At 44.0% G+C, this 18,376-nt stretch carries 15 protein-coding genes and 1 pseudogene; 12 read left to right on the plus strand and 4 right to left on the minus strand.

The features are described 5' to 3' along the window. Together BVJ53_RS13410 and BVJ53_RS13415 are read left to right on the plus strand one after the other, a co-directional pair. Nucleotides 1-213, plus strand: a 213-nt coding sequence (locus tag BVJ53_RS13410) for an integrase core domain-containing protein (RefSeq protein ID WP_158280585.1), incomplete at its 5' end; no start/stop codon positions are given. A 475-nt stretch (nt 214-688) separates the two neighbouring features. Further along, nucleotides 689-2,269 carry a reverse transcriptase domain-containing protein gene (locus BVJ53_RS13415; RefSeq protein ID WP_129302844.1) on the plus strand — a complete coding sequence of 527 codons (1,581 nt, stop codon included), beginning with the start codon at nt 689-691 and terminating at the stop codon, nt 2,267-2,269. Nucleotides 2,270-2,511: 242 nt separating this feature from the next. Here the strand turns inward: BVJ53_RS13415 and BVJ53_RS13420 are convergent, their stop codons facing one another. Further along, entirely contained in the window at nt 2,512-2,694 is a 183-nt protein-coding gene (locus tag BVJ53_RS13420; RefSeq protein ID WP_129302845.1) for a YlcI/YnfO family protein, read from the minus strand. A gap of 170 nt (nt 2,695-2,864) precedes the next feature. On the opposite strand from BVJ53_RS13420, the gene BVJ53_RS13425 reads away from it, so the two are divergent. From BVJ53_RS13425 to BVJ53_RS13440, 4 genes are all read left to right on the plus strand, one after another. Beyond that, a complete protein-coding gene (locus BVJ53_RS13425) occupies nt 2,865-4,007 on the plus strand; it encodes a hypothetical protein (protein WP_129302846.1) in 1,143 nt (380 codons plus the stop codon). 84 nt (nt 4,008-4,091) lie between these two features. Next, a complete protein-coding gene (locus tag BVJ53_RS13430; RefSeq protein WP_129302847.1) occupies nt 4,092-4,874 on the plus strand; it encodes a hypothetical protein in 783 nt (260 codons plus the stop codon). 138 nt (nt 4,875-5,012) lie between these two features. Continuing rightward, nucleotides 5,013-7,442, plus strand: a complete 2,430-nt coding sequence (locus BVJ53_RS13435) for a CAP domain-containing protein (protein ID WP_129302848.1) — start codon at nt 5,013-5,015, stop codon at nt 7,440-7,442. Nucleotides 7,443-7,707: 265 nt separating this feature from the next. Next, nucleotides 7,708-8,391 carry a Fic family protein gene (locus BVJ53_RS13440; protein ID WP_129302849.1) on the plus strand — a complete coding sequence of 228 codons (684 nt, stop codon included), beginning with the start codon at nt 7,708-7,710 and terminating at the stop codon, nt 8,389-8,391. Between the two features lie 358 nt (nt 8,392-8,749). Here the strand turns inward: BVJ53_RS13440 and BVJ53_RS13445 are convergent, their stop codons facing one another. Further along, entirely contained in the window at nt 8,750-9,394 is a 645-nt protein-coding gene (locus tag BVJ53_RS13445; protein ID WP_129302850.1) for a DUF4767 domain-containing protein, read from the minus strand. A gap of 233 nt (nt 9,395-9,627) precedes the next feature. Between BVJ53_RS13445 and BVJ53_RS13450 the strand changes: the two genes are divergently transcribed. Continuing rightward, complete coding sequence (locus BVJ53_RS13450; protein WP_129302851.1) at nt 9,628-9,909, plus strand: dihydropteroate synthase; 282 nt, start codon at nt 9,628-9,630, stop codon at nt 9,907-9,909. Between the two features lie 3 nt (nt 9,910-9,912). After that, nucleotides 9,913-10,527 carry a dihydroneopterin aldolase gene (locus BVJ53_RS13455; RefSeq protein WP_129302852.1) on the plus strand — a complete coding sequence of 205 codons (615 nt, stop codon included), beginning with the start codon at nt 9,913-9,915 and terminating at the stop codon, nt 10,525-10,527. 212 nt (nt 10,528-10,739) lie between these two features. Here the strand turns inward: BVJ53_RS13455 and BVJ53_RS13460 are convergent, their stop codons facing one another. Continuing rightward, nucleotides 10,740-11,069, minus strand: coding sequence for a helix-turn-helix domain-containing protein (locus BVJ53_RS13460; RefSeq protein ID WP_129302853.1), 330 nt, complete (start codon nt 11,067-11,069; stop codon nt 10,740-10,742). A gap of 885 nt (nt 11,070-11,954) precedes the next feature. Here BVJ53_RS13460 and BVJ53_RS13465 point away from each other — a divergent pair. From BVJ53_RS13465 to BVJ53_RS13480, 4 genes and pseudogenes are all read left to right on the plus strand, one after another. Further along, nucleotides 11,955-14,267, plus strand: a pseudogene (locus BVJ53_RS13465) (LysM peptidoglycan-binding domain-containing protein); the annotation flags it as partial. Nucleotides 14,268-14,792: 525 nt separating this feature from the next. Beyond that, a complete protein-coding gene (locus tag BVJ53_RS13470) occupies nt 14,793-15,353 on the plus strand; it encodes a helix-turn-helix domain-containing protein (RefSeq protein WP_129302855.1) in 561 nt (186 codons plus the stop codon). Nucleotides 15,354-15,392: 39 nt separating this feature from the next. Beyond that, complete coding sequence (locus tag BVJ53_RS13475) at nt 15,393-16,112, plus strand: ABC transporter ATP-binding protein (RefSeq protein ID WP_414467464.1); 720 nt, start codon at nt 15,393-15,395, stop codon at nt 16,110-16,112. Further along, the gene (locus tag BVJ53_RS13480; RefSeq protein WP_129302857.1) at nt 16,109-17,443 is read left to right on the plus strand and encodes an ABC transporter permease family protein; all 1,335 of its coding nucleotides are present in this window, start codon (nt 16,109-16,111) and stop codon (nt 17,441-17,443) included. The genes BVJ53_RS13475 and BVJ53_RS13480 overlap by 4 nt, the downstream gene beginning before the upstream one ends. 105 nt (nt 17,444-17,548) lie before the next feature. On the opposite strand, the gene BVJ53_RS13485 is transcribed toward BVJ53_RS13480, so the two are convergent. After that, complete coding sequence (locus tag BVJ53_RS13485; RefSeq protein ID WP_129302858.1) at nt 17,549-18,304, minus strand: matrixin family metalloprotease; 756 nt, start codon at nt 18,302-18,304, stop codon at nt 17,549-17,551. Nucleotides 18,305-18,376: the final 72 nt, after the last annotated feature.

Here is an 18,376-nt window from a genome sequence, read left to right on the forward strand (position 1 = left end):
ATGTCGCGACCGGGAACGCCCTATGACAACGCACCAATGGAGCGCTGGTGGAACGAATTTAAACTGCGGTGGATGGATCGTCATCCAATGGCAAAGACTTACAAGGAATTCGTCCAGCTCGTTGAAGATGGGATCCACTATTTCAATCACGATAATCGTTCAGAACAAAGAGACGGCCTTACCCCAGAAGAATACTGGAATAAGGCCATCTAAAAGCTACCAAAATTTTATATTATTTCATCTGTCAACTTGACAGAGCCGACCGCAAAAAATGTTGTCCTTTCCAAGTTGACTTATTCTTACTTTACGGAAAATGAAGTTTAGTTCTTGAAGAACAATGTGGTATAATGTTTTTACCGATTCTGATATGATACTATTCGACATTAGTCGCAGATGAGACTTCCGCAACGCTAGCCGGCGTTAATGTCAAGCATGATTGCTCGATAATGACTCTGATGAGCGTGGTCACGATGCATTCCAGCATTAGTGTGCCTCCTTGTTGATGGCTAACTACCGATACGGTTATAACAATTCTTATTATAATTGTAATGTTAAATGTATTCATTCGTCTGATGAAGATGGATGTTATTTTCGAATCAACGTATCATTGAGGAGATAAGATAGACAGGCGTGGCTTTCGACAAATACGGTCGAATAGGTTGCGCCTGATTTCATTCGGAGGTATATTATGGATCCAGTCATGCGGGTTGGGGTACAGGCACTGGAAAAACTTAATGGTAAGAATTATCTTCATTTTGATTTTCAAGTTACCGAAAAGGAAAGAAGACGATTAATTTCGGACATCTCTACTGGAAATATTATTCATCACCGATACCTGCCATTTATTTCTTTTGAGATTCGATTTCGGATTTTTCGTTTCAAAGAAAAGAAGGCCGTGCCAAAATCACGTAAGATTATGTTACCTTCGCATCATGATGCTTTAACATATCGTTATTACGGTAAAGCCTTAAATCGCATATATTCTGACTACGCTATTAGTCATGACATTAATGATGTTGCCGTTGCATATCGCGAAGCTCAGCCTGGTGTACATCTATCAAACATCACTATCGCGAAAGAAGTCTTTGATTACACAACCTCGTTTCCCAAATCATGGATTATTAAAGGTGACTTCCATCATTTTTTTGATACGCTGGACCATCAACACCTTGCGCTTAATCTCCGGAAAGTGTTCGGAAGAGATATGCCCAAGGATTGGAGCAAAATGCTTCGGTCAATTACACAATATCAATCCATTAGTCGAAAAACCTTAGAAAGGCAGCTTCAAGTGGCACGCGTAAGAGTTGCATATCGATCAAACGGGTCACAAAAGCCCAAAGCGCGGGCATACGTTAGCAATTTAAAAAAACTTGGGCAACTCATTAGAAATAAACAGATTCGTTTTTCTGGGAAAAACCATGTAGGTATTCCTCAGGGAACTGCTGTCAGCGCCGTGTTGGCGAATGTCTATATGATTGATTTTGACGAATGGCTGATGAAACGGTGTGAGGGATTCGGCGGACTTTATCGCCGATATTCGGATGACTTTATTATTGTATTATCGGGAGATCAGCTTAATAAGGCATCTGTCGAGAATTTTATGTCAGAAATTATCCGGAAAAGCCAAGATTTACTGCATTTGAAGATTGAGCCAACAAAAACTAAGCTGTACTTATATGAACAAAACAGTCATGAAGTAACACTGTTTTATGATCACGGTACAAGGAAAACAAAACCTGGCAAAATTGACTATCTTGGATTTATCTTTGACGGGGTTTCTGTCTCAATGCGGCCGAAGAGTATCTATAAGTTCATTTATAGAGGTCGTCGAGAAGTCGGCAAGTATATTACATTTGGTCGTTCATATGATCTGGTCAGACAAGGGCTTACCGAGTCTGACATTATCCAAAATAAAGTTGTTCCTAAATATGTTCTAAGTTCTACTGGTTATCGGAGAGGCTATGTAGCACCAAACATACATCAAGTACTTCAATATCTTGGCCGGCTTCAGGAGATTAGACAAATGAAGCCTGGGACACTCCATTCTGTCCACAAGGGCGTAACGATTCGCTATTTGAGCGGTGAGGTAAAGAAGCCGAGATCATCAATGTTAGGATATGCTTTAAGGGCACAGGAAGCATTTGAAGTGGGCAAGCCGAAGTATCGAGTTGTGATCAAGCGTCAAGTTTTACGTCAGATCAGGCGTAACCAGAGGAAGCTTCATCAAGGCCGTGAGAATTATAAATTATGGAAACGCTTTAAATTTTGAACTGATGAGATTGGCTAAGCATGTTATTCGAGTTATAGTGACCACAGTATGACAACTATCCTTAATCCAGAGGTTAGCCTTTATTCAAAAAAGCTGGAGCACCAACGATACAAATCGTTGAAGCTTCAGCTTTTTCGTTGTGCGTTTTTTAAGAATCAGAAAGTCTTGGTTAAATATTGCGTTTTGTATTGCAAAAAATAGTGCATGATGTAAAATTTGAGAGCAGGATGGTGTAACATTCGTCATTCATTGTTTTTGCTATCATCCATGTTATCGAGAGCATATTCACAAGCTTGAATGACAAATCCTGAGAAAGTGACACCTTTACCTTCAATGGCCTTTTCAATTTTCCCTACAAGTTCAAGGGGAAAGCGAATTGTTTTATTTTCGGTTTCTTTACGATCTGGGCGAATTTTGAAAGTCATTCTTATATCACCTCCTGCAAGATAATTGTAGGAAATGACCGTGAATAAATATGCATTGCATTTAGCAATATATACGCAATGCTAAAGAAAGGGGGATCGCAAGTAGTCAGGAAACTTGTGTCGATTAATGGAGGCAAAAATCACAATGGTTGGGGAAGGAATTAATCAGTATGAAAGTCAAGGAGCTATTTCAAAAGCATCGGAAGTTATTCATTGCTGCCATCATTGGCGTTGTGGTTGTGTTTGGTGTTTTTAAATTTATTGCAAGTCAGCCCGCAAACGTTTTATCCTATATTTCGCCTAAATTTGAAGGATACAACGGTTATGGCACGGTGAGTTACAACAGCGATCAAGTGACAAAGAAAATTGAATCTATTTTGTTAACTAAAAATGGTATCTCCCAGAATGACGCGGAAGCAATTATTAATGACCATGTACCAACTAAGTTTCTTACAGATATCAAAGAAGCTAGCAAGCTGGCGGATGCAAAAAAGCAGTTAGATAGTGTCAAGGTTTCCTTTAATAAGGATTCAAAATTGTCCAATGGCGATACAGTAAAGCTTACTGTAGATGCTACCAAGGATTTGCCTATTAAGGGCGGAACTAAGGCTTTTAAAGTCTCTGGATTGAAGAAGACAGAAAGCTATACGCTCAAAGATGTGATGGGTAACTATAGACCGACGTTTTCTGGCATTGACGGATATGGGGAATTAAAGTCCAATAAGAAGTCTGGTGCTCATCTTTCGGTTGACCCAGACAAAAGCTTAAAGAATGGCGATCAAGTCAAGGTTAAATTATCTTCTGATTATCGATACGTACAGCTTAATAAGGGGCACGTCTTATCTGGCTCCGATCATGTCAACTTTAAGGTTACAGGATTAACGCCTGTATCTGATATTACGGACTGGGCTAAGTTAAAATCTGATATTTTGGCCGATGTGCAGTCTGAACACGAATCAGGAGAGATTTCTAAGTACGACGTGAAGTCGATGGCGACTTATGTCAGCGTTGCAGATAATTACTACCCGAACTTCGGTAGTGATGAGGCATACAGAAAGGTTCCTGCATCGGCGAAATATGTTAGTTTTGTCACTGTCGTAAAAATTACGGAAACTGCCGGCATTGGTACTCCAAATGTTACGTATCGAAATTATGGTTATAATGATCTTCCCTATTATGATGGTAAGCTCCATACCGAAAATCCTAATCAACTTAAATATTCTAAATTTTTTGGATTTTCGGCAAAAACTGAACAGGCCGCGATATCTGACTTTAAAGCCAGTCATTCAAATGCTCGAGAATTAAAGTTATAAGAATACTGCAAAAAGATTTTACAGATGAAGATAAAGTCTAACTGTGTAAAGAAAACTATTAAGGCCTAATTTGGAGGGTTAAGCATGAACAGGTATGTTCGAAAAAGGATATTCATGATCCTCACGGCACTGTGCCTTACAGTGATTCTTGTTGGATGTAGAGAGAATGGAAAAAGTGCGAAGTCTTCAAGAGGATCTTCTACTCCTGAACGAATTTCTTTTGTAAAGAAAGGCTATGAAAGTGCGCCTTTTTATTGGCTTGATGTTTCCGATTCAAGTTCCACACCGCTTGGAAAAGATTCAATGGTTCACACCATTATTAAAACAGAAGCTGGAAAGATAATTGGAATAGAAGTCCCATCTAAGTATGATACATTAGGAAAAATTGCCAAGTTTAGCTCTTTGGGAAGTGCCTACAAAGCAATTCTGAAAGAGAGCAAAGCTGAATTCGAAAAAAGAAGAAAATCAGATATGACGGATGAAGTAGAGCTTTCTATGCTTTCGCCTAGCGATAGAGAGAAGAGGGTTGCAATTTTGAAGGCATCTAAGTTCGGTGCTAGGGAAATTGCGATAAAGGGAGAAATAGAAACTGATTCGACTGGAAATAAGGTTAGCAAAGAGTATGTCGACTATATCGAAGCACAAATATCTGTGGGTGGCGGAGCAGAACAAACTGGACCAGCTTTAGCTTATGACAAAAGGTATCTAACACTCACGAGCGCCATGCCTGGAGTAGCTAAAGTTTACGATAAAACGTACGGAGGTTATTTTGGATCAGATAGTTTGATCCTAACAGAGAGGACTAAAAACACCGTAATATCTTTAGACGGCATGAAACAAAAGCACATGACAGTGAGCGACGATTGAGAGAGAAAATTGTCACCGCTTGTACGGCCTATTATCTGAAATTGAAATTGTAGGCCGAGAAGTTTTTCGTCTGGAGTTATTGAACAATGTTTTTAATTGAACAGTCAGGCAGCAACCATGATTTTGGAGGAAGCAAAAATGAGGGCAAAAAATAATCTCGTAAAGGGCGCACTGTACACAGGTGTGGCAATGGCTACATTATTTTCAACTCAGTTGGGTAACGAGCAAGTGGTGAGGGCAAGTACACAGGATCCGGGTACGCAGAACACGTCGACTGATCAAGTATCAGTCCAAAAAGACGGTGACAACCACACGCAACCAAAGAATGCGCAAGAATATGACAAGAACGTTGCAATAGCGCAAGATCAGCTGGATCAGGCTAATCAAGCGGCTAAGACAAAACAGGAACAGGCTGATAAGGCGAAAAACGATCTTGCAGCTAAACAAACCGAAATTGAGCAGGCCCAAAAGAATGCTGAGGCAGCTAAGCAGGCAGCGGATGCAGCGAACCAAGCTACCAAAGACGCTCAGGCTAAGATTGATGAAACTCAGAAAAAGAGTGACGCGCTGCCAGCAACACAAGAAGATGCTCAGAAACAGGCGGACAAAGCTAAAGACGATTTGGCTGCAAGCGAGCAGAAAGTAAACGAGCAACAAAGTCAGGTTAATGCGGCACAGGATCAGGCAAGTGCTGCGGACAAACAGCAACAAACGGCACAGTCAGCTGTTGATGCAGCTAATAATAAGGTGAACAGTGACGAGCAAGCTGCCAATGCAGCAAGCGATGCGGTAGATAAGGCGCAACAGGATGTTAATAGCCATCAAGTTACCGAAGATGCCCAGGCTAAAGCTGTGGCAGCGGCAAAAGACAAACTAGCGCAAAACGCCGCTGATCAAGCCGCACTTAATCAAAAGATTGCCGAAGCAGAAAAAGAAAAGACGGCAGCGGAAGCACCGCAAGCAGTGGTTGATTTTTCGCAGGATTATTCCAATATCTTGTTGGATTCCAAGTTTACGGACGAGCAACATATTGTTCAGCCAATGCCAGAGAATCAGAAGTATGTGCCAAACATGGATAATGTGCGCACTTATTTCACGCAGTATCTTAATCAGCTGCGCACCTTGAATGGACAGCCACCTATTCAAATGTCAGATGCCGTTAACAAAGTAGCCCAAGTTAATGCAGATGCCCAAACAGCAACAAGCCTTGATCATCTCGGCGCGGGATATTATGAGAATCTAGCTCGAATGAGTGGCGTGTTGTCTGATAAAGAATTTGCATATGACATTTTGACCGGTTGGTATGATGAGACCAACAATGTCTACCCTAAAGGCCAAGCTAAGCATTATGGGCATCGAGCTAATTTGCTGTATACTGCTGGCAATTTTGGCCTCGCGTACAATGCAAAGACTGGGGCCGTTGCTTTTGAAGCTGACGGCGTGAACATGACGGCGGAACAATCAAAGCTGCTAAATGATCTTTTTTATAGTAAGGGAGATTCAGACACCTTAGCCCTGCCAAACTTCATCTTTGACTATACTGTTGAGAAACCAGCAGATCAGGCTAAGGCCGCTGCTCTCGGCATTCAGATTAACCAAATGAACGCCCAGTTAGATACGCTGGTTAAAGATGGTAAAGTATTGGAGAATAACGTCCAAACTGAACAGGCAGCTTTGAATGCCTTGTATGCTGATGGTGCTAAGCTCAACCAAGCGTTGAACGATGCAACGGCTGCAAAGACTAAGGCTGATGCTCAGTTGGAAACTAGCCGTCAGGACCTTACTAACGCGCAAGCATCCTTGGTAAGTAGCACAGATGCTGTAACAAAAGCTCATGCACAGTTAAATAGTGCGAAGGCTGACCTGCTGAAAGCACAGCAAGATGCTGACGCTGCTAAAACGCGCGCTGACGATGCTGTTAAGACAGTTCAATCACTTAGCAGCATGAAAGCAGCATTGGCAAAGGACTTGGCTAATGCTAAAGACGAACTGCGTGCAGCCCAGTTGGATAGTGCTGACAAGCAGCAAGCTCTAGTTGCCGCACAAGACAAGCTTGCCTCCTTGGAAGCGGGTTTACCTGCTCTCAAGACAAATCTCAGCAAAGCCCAAGCAGAATTAGCAACAGCTCTGTTGGACGTTCATGATGCAGAAAACAATTTGAAACAAGTCAAAGCCAACAAGTCTGCTGACATGATTCAGGCTGAAAAAGAAGCTCAGGAAAAAGCGGAGCAGCAGAAGAAGCAAGAGGAACAGCGGAAACAAGAGGAAAAGAAGAAACAAGAGGAGCAACAGCGCAAGGAAGCTGAAGAGAAAGCCAAAGGTCAGCAAAACAAGACAGACAAAGGAGCCGGCCAAGGAACAACAAAGCCGCAACCACTTGATGTCAAAACGAAGACTGATGAAGGTCAACATCTTAAACCGCTCGCGGCGAAACCAGTAACATCTGTCACGGCTGAGAAGTCATATCCACAAACTGGCGATACTAACTCATTGGTAAGCGTGGTTGTTGGGTTGTTCATTACCTTGTTCTCAATGATGGCGCTTTTGTTTAAATCCAAGAAAGCTTAATGAAGTGACACAAAAAGAGGATCGTTGTGGATCCTCTTTTGCGTTCTTTAAGACGGTTTTTACAAGTATTTATTTGATTTAAGAAAAAGGAATACGAATTTAAGAAAGTGGAGCGTAAGTTCTTAGAGAGGCCGCTTAAAAACTCAATAAAGGCAGGCCTCATATCAGTCAAGAAAAGCTGAGAGAGAATGCCGCAATCATCGACTGACGGAGATGTGCGGTATAATTTAACTAGGTTGAAGAAAATTTTTTGGGAGGTGCACCAATGTTCCGGGACAAATTTCAAATCACCCCAGAACAAAATAGACGTTTTGCCAGAGCCAACTTTGTTAAGCTTGTGCATACCGAAGCTCGGTTTGAAGGCGTCAACACAACGCTGCCACAAACGCAGACAATCATGGATGGACTGGGTGTCAATGGTGTGCCAATTGATGACATCAACGTGATTGTGCAACTCAAACGGGGTTGGCAATATATCACCACTGATGATCAACCATTCACGCTTGAGATGGAACGCCATATCAACAAAATCGTCGCGTTACATGACTCACTGGATCCCGGTCATTTTCGCACGGGAGATAGCACGGTTCAAATCAGTAGCAAAGAAGACTTTATGCCACCGAATGTTGACGTTGCCGCTGAAGAAAAATGGTTGACAGACTTGCTCAATGATGCCGTCATAAGTGTCACTGAGCGGGCGTTAAAATTGCTGTATCACAACATGCGTGAGCAACTTTTCTGGGACGGAAACAAGCGCACCGCAATGTTAGCGGCTAATAAGTTGATGATTGACTATGGCGTAGGGCTAATCAATGTACCGCTTGATAAGTGGCCGGACTGGAATAATCTCATCAGCCAACATTATCGCAGTGGGGACATGGCCGAAATATTGGCCTGGACTTATACGAATGGCATCCAAGGTATCAACTTATCAACTACCACTGACTAAAGACACGGGATTCCCGGCCAGCCTAATTAAAAATTCCGACCTGCTTTGATACTATGAGCAAAATTGCCTTTGCACTTGGGAAAAAGCACAAAGGTGAGTTCACTTAAGATATCGAGATGTTTCAACGTTTGTGAGCGTCAGTTTTCGGAGCTTTCGACACTGGCGCTTTTGTTTTAATCTGAAAAAGCTTAATGAAGTGACACAAAAGGAGGATCGCAGCGGATCCTCCTTTTGCGTTCTCTTAGAAAGTTTTATAAGTGCTTGTTTGATTTACAAAAAAGCAGTGCGAATTCAGGAAAGAGAGTATTAAGTTCTTGGAATGTTTATGGATTAATGCGCAAACAGAATTTCTACGGCATTAGTCACCCTTAACAATCTTAGCAAACCCTTCCCGCAACGCCTCATTTCGCGTTTCGCCAAAATATATCCAGTTATTCTCATTTCCCTGATTCTGCCCAGTAACAAGCACCTCAGGCTGGCCATTGTGAAGCGTGAATAGGTAGACGTATTTACCGCCATAACGTGCGTGCGCTGCGTTTGAATAGATAGCGACGATGGTATATTCAGCATTACTTTCGCCATTTGCGCTCAATGCCCAGGTAACAGCTCTGTCGCCGACTGCCAGCGCCATCTTGCCGGTTGTTCCGTCAGGTTGGGCTAATTCGTCAGGAATTTTTAGCCCGTACATATCAGCACTGTTGCCTTGCCAGTAACTTTCGTATTGCTGGCCCATTGTCTTTTGCCACCCGCTCATGAACGCGGCAAGTTGTTGCCCTTTGGCGCTTGACCACATGGCTTGTTCGGTACTATTTGAACTGGCATTTTGGCTAGACATTGAGGCTTCTTTTTTAGATACTGAAGGTTGCTTCGAAGCGGATTTAACGGGAGCCGCACTGCTTGATACAGATGATTTGCTTGATTCGTTTGCTTTTTGCTGGTTGCCACAGCCTGTTAAGCCCAATCCGAAAAGGAGCGTGGCGACCCCAATTATTGATTTTTTCATGATATTCCTCCGAAATGATCTTGTTTATCAACAATTATACAGTAATAAGGGCTCCGACTAATAATCAAAAAACTGCAGTAATTTCTTTTGCATGGTACATTAATCCTTGTTTTCATTGTGCGCAATTTGTTGCGGAGAGAGCAGCTGCTCGTTACAACTTATAAACATTGTAATTTTGCTCTGGCTTGATGTTGTACGTCATGATCACGCAATTGACCTTAAAGGAGTTCACGATGAAACCAGATTATTTTGTTGCAAACAACTTCCGACTGCCGCTTGATGGCACGATGAAGGTTATGGGGATTGTTAACGTCACGCCAGATTCTTTTTATGATGGCGGGAAGTATGAAAGCACTGAATCGGCGGTCGAACATGCTTTATCTTTGGTAGCGCAAGGCGCTGACATGATCGACATTGGCGGGCGGACAACGAAACCCGGCAGTCGACCGATCAGCGCGGAAATGGAACTGGCACGCATTTTGCCGGTGATTTCGGCGTTAAAAGGAGTTGGCTAGGATATCGAGGTATCAGCCGAGATAAGGTTAAAATTACAGGATCTTAACGTTTTAAAGGCCGATGCATTAACGAACACGATTAGCTATGGCGAGGTTTACAAGATTATCGCGCATGAAGTGGCGTTGTCACAAGACCAGTTACTGGAATACTTGGGCGTCAGAATTGTCGAAGCGTTGCGCGATCGTTTTGCCGAAAAGTTCAGTTCGTTGACACTGTCGATTAAAAAGATTGCGCTTCCGATCAACGGCACCAACGCGCTGGTGAAGATATTTTTGTTAACTGTCCCAAACCGAAAAGTAACAGGGTGGGTCGGCTTTTTAGGGGATAAACAGGTTGTACGATGTGTCGATCGGCTGCTTGATTTGCCGAATGCGGAATTTGTGGTGTCAACGCCAGATAACCCGGAGCGAGCGTTGCCTGCTGATAAGTTATATGGAATTTTTCAAGCAAATCAGAAAATTAAGCAAAATCATGTGCTTTACAAAATTCCGGATCCGAGTTCATTATTTAACGGTATACTTGCGAATCCGGATGCCGAAATGATTTATATTGCCACAGGGTCTTTCTACTTTATCAATCAAGTTAAAAGCCAGTGGGAGCAATATCGCTTCAAATAAATTGGTGAAGGTGGAGGCCTTTGCACAGCATTTCCATAATGAAGATGTCCTAAAGGAACTAGATGCATTAAGAAAAGCGCCAAATCATCGCAGCAGCTAATTGTTGTTGCGATGATTTGGCGCTTTTGGCATAGTTGGGAAACCATAAATTGAGCTATCAACAAAATGTTGACTGCGAATGGCTGCCACGAAGATCCATGGCATCACGCTAGCTAATGTTGACTAGGCGTTTTAAGAATCGAATTGACAATTTTCTGTAAAGCAGCAATCACATCTGGATCTTGGATTAATGCAATTGAAGAGGCGAGCTGCGTTGCTGGGTTTTCTTTTTCGCCAAACGTGAAAAATTCCTGGTAGGCGACATCTAAGCCGTTGATGATCCGGTCTAATGTGCCCATTCTAATATCACCGCGACTGCCGCGTTCGATTCGCGCCAGCATGGAGACATCCATATTGGCTTTTTCGGCCAACTGTTCCTGGGTCATCGCTTTGCTGAGTCTCAACTCATGGATCCGTTTTGCAATTTTTTCTTGTAGTGGCAATCTCTAACCCCCTATTTGGCTCAGTCATTACATCAACGCTACCTGACTGGGGATTGAAGGATTAGTGCTAGTTAGCATATATTTTAAAAATAAATAGACTTATTAGACCATAAAGACGTATAATAACCAACGTGATGAGAAACCATCACGTGCCACTGTTTGATTTGGTTACAGACGCAAAGTTGAGCTACCAAAAATGCTTTGAAGCTGTCACTTGCATGCTAACCCTGCGTGGGGCAGGTTAACATGTTGTTGGGATAGTAGTAGGTACTTTCGATTGGTGGTGGCTAAATGCGGCGTTTTACGTCACGAGGGGATGACGGCGGTTGCGTTGCTTTGGTTACTAAACATAAATAAAATCTTATCAATTGCAAAATAACATCGCGTGGGGCGTATGCTATTGGTCAATGACGAGATGTTCATCAATTAATTCATAAAGGGGTTGGTTGGGAACGGTTATCTATCAGGTAATTTAAGTCGATATAACAGAGTAAAACCACTTAAGGTCGAATCAGTCTCTTTAACCATGATGCTGGTCACTGTTTTTATGAACACTGTTAAAACAATTCATAAAAAGACCCTGTTTTGTTTAGTGGGGCCCAATGTAGGTCAACATAACGATGCTTGACTGGAGGAAGCTTCTTGTTTAGGAGACTTCCGCAGACATCATTAAGAGGTTTGGATGCTTTGACAGCTCAAGCCTTTTTGTTTTGGATTGCTAATAGCCTAGAAACTTGAAAATGCACGACTTGGCGGATCATCGCTAAAGTTCTTTTTGGCAATGCCGTTTTTGTAAACGCTAGCATTTTTGTGGTTATAGAGAACGAAATTATACATTTTTCTATGGGGATTATGACAATACTTAAAAATACGGAGGATTATAGCATGGGAAAACAGCAAGAGTTTTGGGCGTCAGTGGAAGATCAAACACACAAAGTGACACTGGTTCACAGCAAGCATCATGGTTGGTTGGCTGTTGGCTTGACAGTTTTTGCAATGGGGGCTGCCGGAACCGGTCTATTGGGCCAGAGTCACGTTGTACACGCCAGCGACCAACAGCCGTCACAATCAAACTCGCAAGCAAATAATGGACGGGTTTGGAAGCTACGGCCTGTCAGTCAAATTGAAGCACAACTCAAAGCTTCAGATAAAACAGTTTACGATATTCAATGGGGCGATACACTTTCCACGATCAGCGAGGCGATGAACAACAGCGGTTTGACGACATCGGTTGAGCGGTTGGCAGCGATTAATCATATTGCTAATGTTGACTTGATTTACGCGGGTGCTAAGTTGACGCTGCAAGGCAGTGGGGCAAATGCCACGGTGACCACTCAAAATGCTGCCGGAACCAATCAGACTTTTAATTTGAATCCAGCTAAACCGGCAGTTGCAAGTCCTGCGCAACAAGCAGAAACGAAGTACACCGTTGTTGGTGGTTCTAATGGTTCGGCACCGAGCGGTTATACAAACTTGTCAGGTTCCGGCCAATCGGGACAAAATATCACGTCGTCTGGATCGAGTGCTAATGGATCGAGTGCTAATGGTCGAACGCCGACTGATGACGCTGCAGCAAAGAAAGCACTAGAAGCAGCAGCGGCAGCTAAAGCGAAAGCCGAAGCGGAAAAGGCAGCAGCCGAAAAGGCCAAAGCAGAGGCAGAAGCAAAATTAATCGTACTGCTCAATAAAGAAAATGAGCAGACCCTGACACAACTACAATCTAAACGCACGGCAGCACAGACAGCCGTTGATACTGCCAAAGCAAAAGTTACGGCGACACAAAGCGAGTTGCAGGAGGCACAGGCTGTTGCTAAACAAGCACAGACTGCTTTTGATCAGGCTAATGCTGCTGTGAACGCCAAACAGATTGAAGTTGACCAGGCAACTTCAGCAGTCAAGGATCTAACCGGGCAGATCACGAGTCTTCAAGCGCAGTTAGATACCATGGCAGGCCAAGTTAAAAATGATCCAACTTCACAAGCCCAAGTGGTTGACGTCAAGGCAAAGCTGGCAGTTGCCCAAGAAAAAATCACGGTCTATGAAGGCCAGCTTGCGGATGCCAATAGCGCTTTATCTCAAGCGAAGCAGGCAGCCGGCCTAGCTAACCAGAAACTTGGCACCGCCAATCAGAACTTGACAGCAGTCGACAATGAAGCAAAAGCTGCTCAGAGCGAGTTTGATCAAGCGCAGACGACCTTACAAAGCCTGCCAGAGACAGTGACGAGTTCAAATAGTCAGGAAGCTGCAACTGTCAAGCAACATTTAGCGGATTTAAATGCAAAGTTAGATCAACTTAATCAAACCATTGCCAATTTAAACACGCAGATTGCGGCGTGGCAAGATCAGCTGTCTTTGGCAAAAACGAATACCGATGCTGCGAATGCCGACATTAAGACGGCTAACGAACACACGGAAAAAGTTGATGCTACCGATCACAACGGAACATTAACAACCGTTCAGCAAACCGTTGCGGAAGCCAAAAAGACGTTGCCAACTATCCATATTCCGCATAACACTGAGAAGAATGTGACGATTAACCAGGATGAAAATGGCCAAGTGCTCACCAACTTAGATGGCTACAAGCTCATTAAGGCGGGGACACCTGTCAAGTCAGTTCAAACACTTGCCAACGGTGATACTGTTACGACTTATACCACGACAAACATTTATCACAAAATTGCCTACAGAACCGTTAATAAGACGGTGAACGTCGACGAGTCTGGCAACATTTTAACCAATGTCGACGGCTACACGCGAGTTTCCATTTCAAGAGAGGTTGCCGCTGACACAGATCCCACAACCGGTGATGTCACCACGACAAACACGACAACGATTGTTTGGAAGAAAAATGAAACACCGCATTTTATTCATAATGTCATGGTCAATGTTGACGAGACTGGGAAAGTTTTGACAAACACTGACAATTACGAATTTGTTAACGTCTCAGCCAGAGATTCAGAGACGACCGATCCCAAAACCGGACAAGTGACGACCACATACACCATCACGACTGTCTGGCAAAAGAACACGACTCCAGGAATGACGATTACCAATAGTACCGTCAATAAAGATGATGAAGGTCATGTGTTAGCGTCAACTGACGGTTATCGTTTTATCAAATTCTCAACAAGTTCGACAACCCTGACTATCGGTAATTGGACGAGAGAGATGGCAGCTGTGACTTATGTTTTCCAAAAGGCGTAAACTAAGGCGGGTTATAAAGATGTTTTGGTATCTACGTGACTAATAACGGTTACTGATATGCCGCTTCGCCTACTGTTGCGACAGGGGATGACAGTATTTACAAGGGTTAGTGCTAAAAGTTAACCTCCATGTTTGATCAGCCATGCTGTTGCGGCAGTAAAATTCTGCACGCGGGTTCGATTCCTGCGGTGGTGTTAGATTTAATCATTGTGAATTTGACTCATGAAACTGAAAACGCTTCGCAACCAAAGTAAAGTGCTCTACAATTGTTAGACAAACAAAATCTAATGATTGTGGGGCTTTTTTTGACCAATAGAGCAATAAAGCTGCGTGTTCATGAATAGCTAATGAACCGATCTCACCAAAAAATCGAATCACTTTCCCGGAAAATAGTAGTTTAATTTACATACGGAAAATGCTGTCATATCAAGGCATTCTGGCACCTATCAAATAAATTGTTAGCTATTTGGAGCTATCCATGGCTTACTGAAGATGTTCCAGTGAAAGGAAGTTGTTGCGATGAACGAGTCAATCGGTCAACGAATTCGCAAAAAACGCGAAGAAAAGAAAATGACCCAAAGTCAGGTGGCTGAACGACTTTATGTGACGCAGCAAACCGTCGCACGTTGGGAAGGTAACAAGCATGTCCCACCAGTAAAGGCTGTGCAGGATCTGGCCAAATTATTTGATGTTGATACTGCCTATTTCTTTGGTGAAGATCGGATAGTGGCGCGTCACTTTAATTTCTTTGCGTTTCTGGGCAGCGTGGTTTTTAATGTTTTATTCTTCTGGATCGCTGCCGTGTTGCTTGTGTCATTACAACTTACCATGTGGGGTGTTGTTGGCGCGTCCTTAGTGGCTCCATTTGCTGTAGTCTGGCAGGCTATTGCCGGGATTAAGGCGATTACTATTTTACGAATGGTTTTCAGCTTAGTCATGCTTGGCAGTGCTATTTTGGTGGTGCCGATTCTTTGGAAAACCACAAAGTATCTGGGTCGAATTTTGCGCGCTTATTATCGTTACAACATTAACGCGATCGTCTACGAAGTGGTGCCAAAGTCGCATGATGGTCGCGTTTGATGCCAGGAGGTGGTAGTGGTGACAGTTGTTTTGAAGGCAATGGATGTGAGAAAAAGCGTTAAACGACGAGGAAGGCGAGGTGAAGCGCTCGAAATTCTGCATGGCATCGATTTTGAGGCTTCCGCTGGCGAATTCGTGAGCATCGTGGGGCCATCTGGTTCTGGCAAAACAACACTGTTACGATGCCTGTCCGGACTGAGCCGACCTACATATGGTGAAGTACAAATAAACGGTCAGACGTTAAGCAAGTTGTCTGAACGCAAAATGGCTATTTTGCGCAGAAGTACCCTGAGTTTTATTTTTCAATCGTACAATTTGTTGCCAGCCTTACCTGCATATGACAATATCGTGTTGCCTCTGCAGTTAGCACACCAAAAAGTCACACGTGAAGCAGTGCAGCAATTAATGAACGATTTGCAGTTTAAAGCGGATTTATCACAGCTACCGGCTGCATTATCAGGCGGTGAACAGCAAAAAGTGGCTATTGCCAGAGCCTTGATGATGCATGCTAAAGTGATCTTTGCTGATGAACCGACTGGCGCTTTGGATTCTATTTCTCGCCAGGTCATTTTTGCTCGATTACGGGCACTGGCAGATAGTGGCGTGTGTGTCGTGATGGTGACACATGATATTGAACAGGCAGCGCATACAGATCGAGCTGTTATCTTACATGATGGCCGGATTGATGCGGTTTTCAATCACCCCACCGAGCAAGCATTGTTTGCTGCGATGCGTGAATCCGAGAAGGTAGCGCCATGATTAAAGCAAGTTTGTTGCAGTTTCGTTATTCGTGGCGGGTTTGGGTAACGGCCGGTTTTGTCTTTATGGTTGCTGGGTGGCTGGTAGGTTTTTGCATGACCGGTTTTGTCGGTCTAGACACTCTGAGCGGCCTTGTCGACGATCCTAAGCCTTTATTTATCATACCGATGATCTTTGGCAGCATGGCGCTTTTCTTCGTACTTGGTGGGGTGATTCGCGGTGTTTTGCGAATTCTGCGACAGGATTACGAGCTTTGGGCCATTTTAGGAGCGGCTCCGCGACAAATTACCTTATTAGTTGCCGCGCAGCTTGCATTTCTCGGCAGTATCGGCGGGTTCATGGGCTACTTTCTAGGTATCATGACAGTCACACCGTTCTATGGGTTGTTACAACAGCTTTTTGGTCAAAAATGGTTGCCAAATGCACCCTTTCATTTTTCATTAATGGGATTGATCGAAACGTGTGCCATTGTTACGGTAACTTGTTTTGTCTCGGGGCTCGCAAAGACCCGCGGCGCGTTAAAACGGATTGGCACTAGCCATCGTCACCGTTACATACACCTCTCATTCATTTTGGGCGGATTGGCATTTCTTGTTTTGCTTTCGGCTGCTGTACGGATCATACTTCAACCTGCTGTAAAACAGACATTCGATCAAATGACGCAGCGTGCTGGCAATCAATTTTTCTTAGCATTTGTGGCGCTGGCTTTCTTGCAATTGGCTGCAGGGAGGCAACTATTGGCGCACTTCTTTGCCTTCTTGAAGCAATATCTTCCCTCGAAACGTCAAGCAATTATAGGAACGGCGAGCTATCAGGTCATTGCAAATTCGGAGCGTCTGGCGACAATGCTTGTGCCCATCTTGGCAGTCCAGACACTTGGCATCGGCCTGTATATCTCGTTGTATGGTTTTACACCAGCAGGTCAAGTAGATGTTCAAAATGCGCTGCTTTCATTTATTGTTTACGTTGGCGCGCCGGTCATCATAGTCGTTGCAAATATCGTGTCAGTGGCAATGTTAAGGGGACGGCAGCAGGGAGCGAATTTAAATCAACTGCATCAGATTGGGTTCACTACCGGACAGTTGATGCTGGAACGTTTGTCTGAAAGCATCATCTGTTCAGTAGGCTTCTACGTTGTTGCCGTTGTCGGCAATCTTAGCTTGTATGGTTTACTAGCTACTGCCTGTGCTAAGGCGGGTTTAACTGTGAATATCGACCTTGGCCTTATGTTCCTTCTCCCATGCTTGATGGCCATTGCAGTGGGATTGATCTTGTTTGGCATTGATTGGATTGGAATTCAAAGGTGGGCGGTGCTTTTTCGGAATCGCTAAAAGTATTGCCCAACTAGTCAGTGAAGTCGTGTTGTTTTCAGGCTCTATAAAAAGACAACCCCACAAGCTATTTCAGCCGGTGGCGTTGCCTTTTTGGAATCGTGTTTATTGCCCATAAATTGCTTTCAACCCAGCAATGTCGCCGCTAGAAAGCTGCGTCACCCCGCGCGTGATCGGGTACATTACCGAGTCGAGGGACTTGCTGTGATCTAAGCCGAGCGCGTGGCCTAGTTCGTGCATGGCGACGGCTTCGTTGATGGATTGTGCCGGATAGGTGAGGTTAAGGCTGGCGCGGGCATGGTTGATGACGGTGACCTGCGTGCCCATGGTTTCAACAATGATAGTCGGGCCGCCTTCGCCAAGTTCGGTGGCGCCGAGGTCCTGCTCGCTCATGCCTTTTTGATAACTTGAAAAAGTAATTTGGTTGTCATTCTTTTTACCCTTGCCAGGGATGAGTTTGACGATGCCGGTTGCGTTATAGGCGCGGACAGCTTCGTTGAAAACGTTGTGTTCTGACTGCGGCAAGTTGGCATCAAAGTGATAGTAATAAGTTTTTCTGATGTGACGGCCTTGAACGATATTTAAGGCGGGGGTGGTGTCGGCTGAGGTACTAGTCGAAGTGGCTGATTGGCTGGTGTTGCTGGCTATCAGGCTACCAGATGAGGCTTGGCTGGCCTGGTTAGCTTGATTATTGCCATTCAACCATCCAGAGACAGTGCGTGTGGCGGTGTTCCAGACTTGGTCGATGCCGCTTTTGACAGTTTGGCGCGTCGCAATTGACAGCGGACTCTCTGTGCTATAAATTAAGAAGACTCCCGCCACAAGCACGATCACCCAGAATAAGCGGTTGCGGTGTTTCATGGATGGCCTCGTTTCTAAAAGAAGTTTGCCGAAGATCTACTGTTATTCTATGCTAATTTGGAAGACTTGTCG

It is taken from the genome of Lacticaseibacillus chiayiensis (genome assembly GCF_004123795.1).
In the GTDB taxonomy this organism is placed as follows: domain Bacteria; phylum Bacillota; class Bacilli; order Lactobacillales; family Lactobacillaceae; genus Lacticaseibacillus; species Lacticaseibacillus chiayiensis.

Excerpts from the sequence above, each read along its gene's own strand:
- BVJ53_RS13415 (WP_129302844.1), top strand. The coding sequence starts at position 689 with ATGGATCCAGTCATGCGGGTTGGGGTACAGGCACTGGAAAAACTTAAT.
- BVJ53_RS13420 (WP_129302845.1), bottom strand. The coding sequence starts at position 2,694 with ATGACTTTCAAAATTCGCCCAGATCGTAAAGAAACCGAAAATAAAACA.
- BVJ53_RS13425 (WP_129302846.1), top strand. The coding sequence starts at position 2,865 with ATGAAAGTCAAGGAGCTATTTCAAAAGCATCGGAAGTTATTCATTGCT.
- BVJ53_RS13430 (WP_129302847.1), top strand. The coding sequence starts at position 4,092 with ATGAACAGGTATGTTCGAAAAAGGATATTCATGATCCTCACGGCACTG.
- BVJ53_RS13435 (WP_129302848.1), top strand. The coding sequence starts at position 5,013 with ATGAGGGCAAAAAATAATCTCGTAAAGGGCGCACTGTACACAGGTGTG.
- BVJ53_RS13440 (WP_129302849.1), top strand. The coding sequence starts at position 7,708 with ATGTTCCGGGACAAATTTCAAATCACCCCAGAACAAAATAGACGTTTT.
- BVJ53_RS13445 (WP_129302850.1), bottom strand. The coding sequence starts at position 9,394 with ATGAAAAAATCAATAATTGGGGTCGCCACGCTCCTTTTCGGATTGGGC.
- BVJ53_RS13450 (WP_129302851.1), top strand. The coding sequence starts at position 9,628 with ATGAAACCAGATTATTTTGTTGCAAACAACTTCCGACTGCCGCTTGAT.
- BVJ53_RS13470 (WP_129302855.1), top strand. The coding sequence starts at position 14,793 with ATGAACGAGTCAATCGGTCAACGAATTCGCAAAAAACGCGAAGAAAAG.
- BVJ53_RS13475 (WP_414467464.1), top strand. The coding sequence starts at position 15,393 with ATGGATGTGAGAAAAAGCGTTAAACGACGAGGAAGGCGAGGTGAAGCG.
- BVJ53_RS13480 (WP_129302857.1), top strand. The coding sequence starts at position 16,109 with ATGATTAAAGCAAGTTTGTTGCAGTTTCGTTATTCGTGGCGGGTTTGG.
- BVJ53_RS13485 (WP_129302858.1), bottom strand. The coding sequence starts at position 18,304 with ATGAAACACCGCAACCGCTTATTCTGGGTGATCGTGCTTGTGGCGGGA.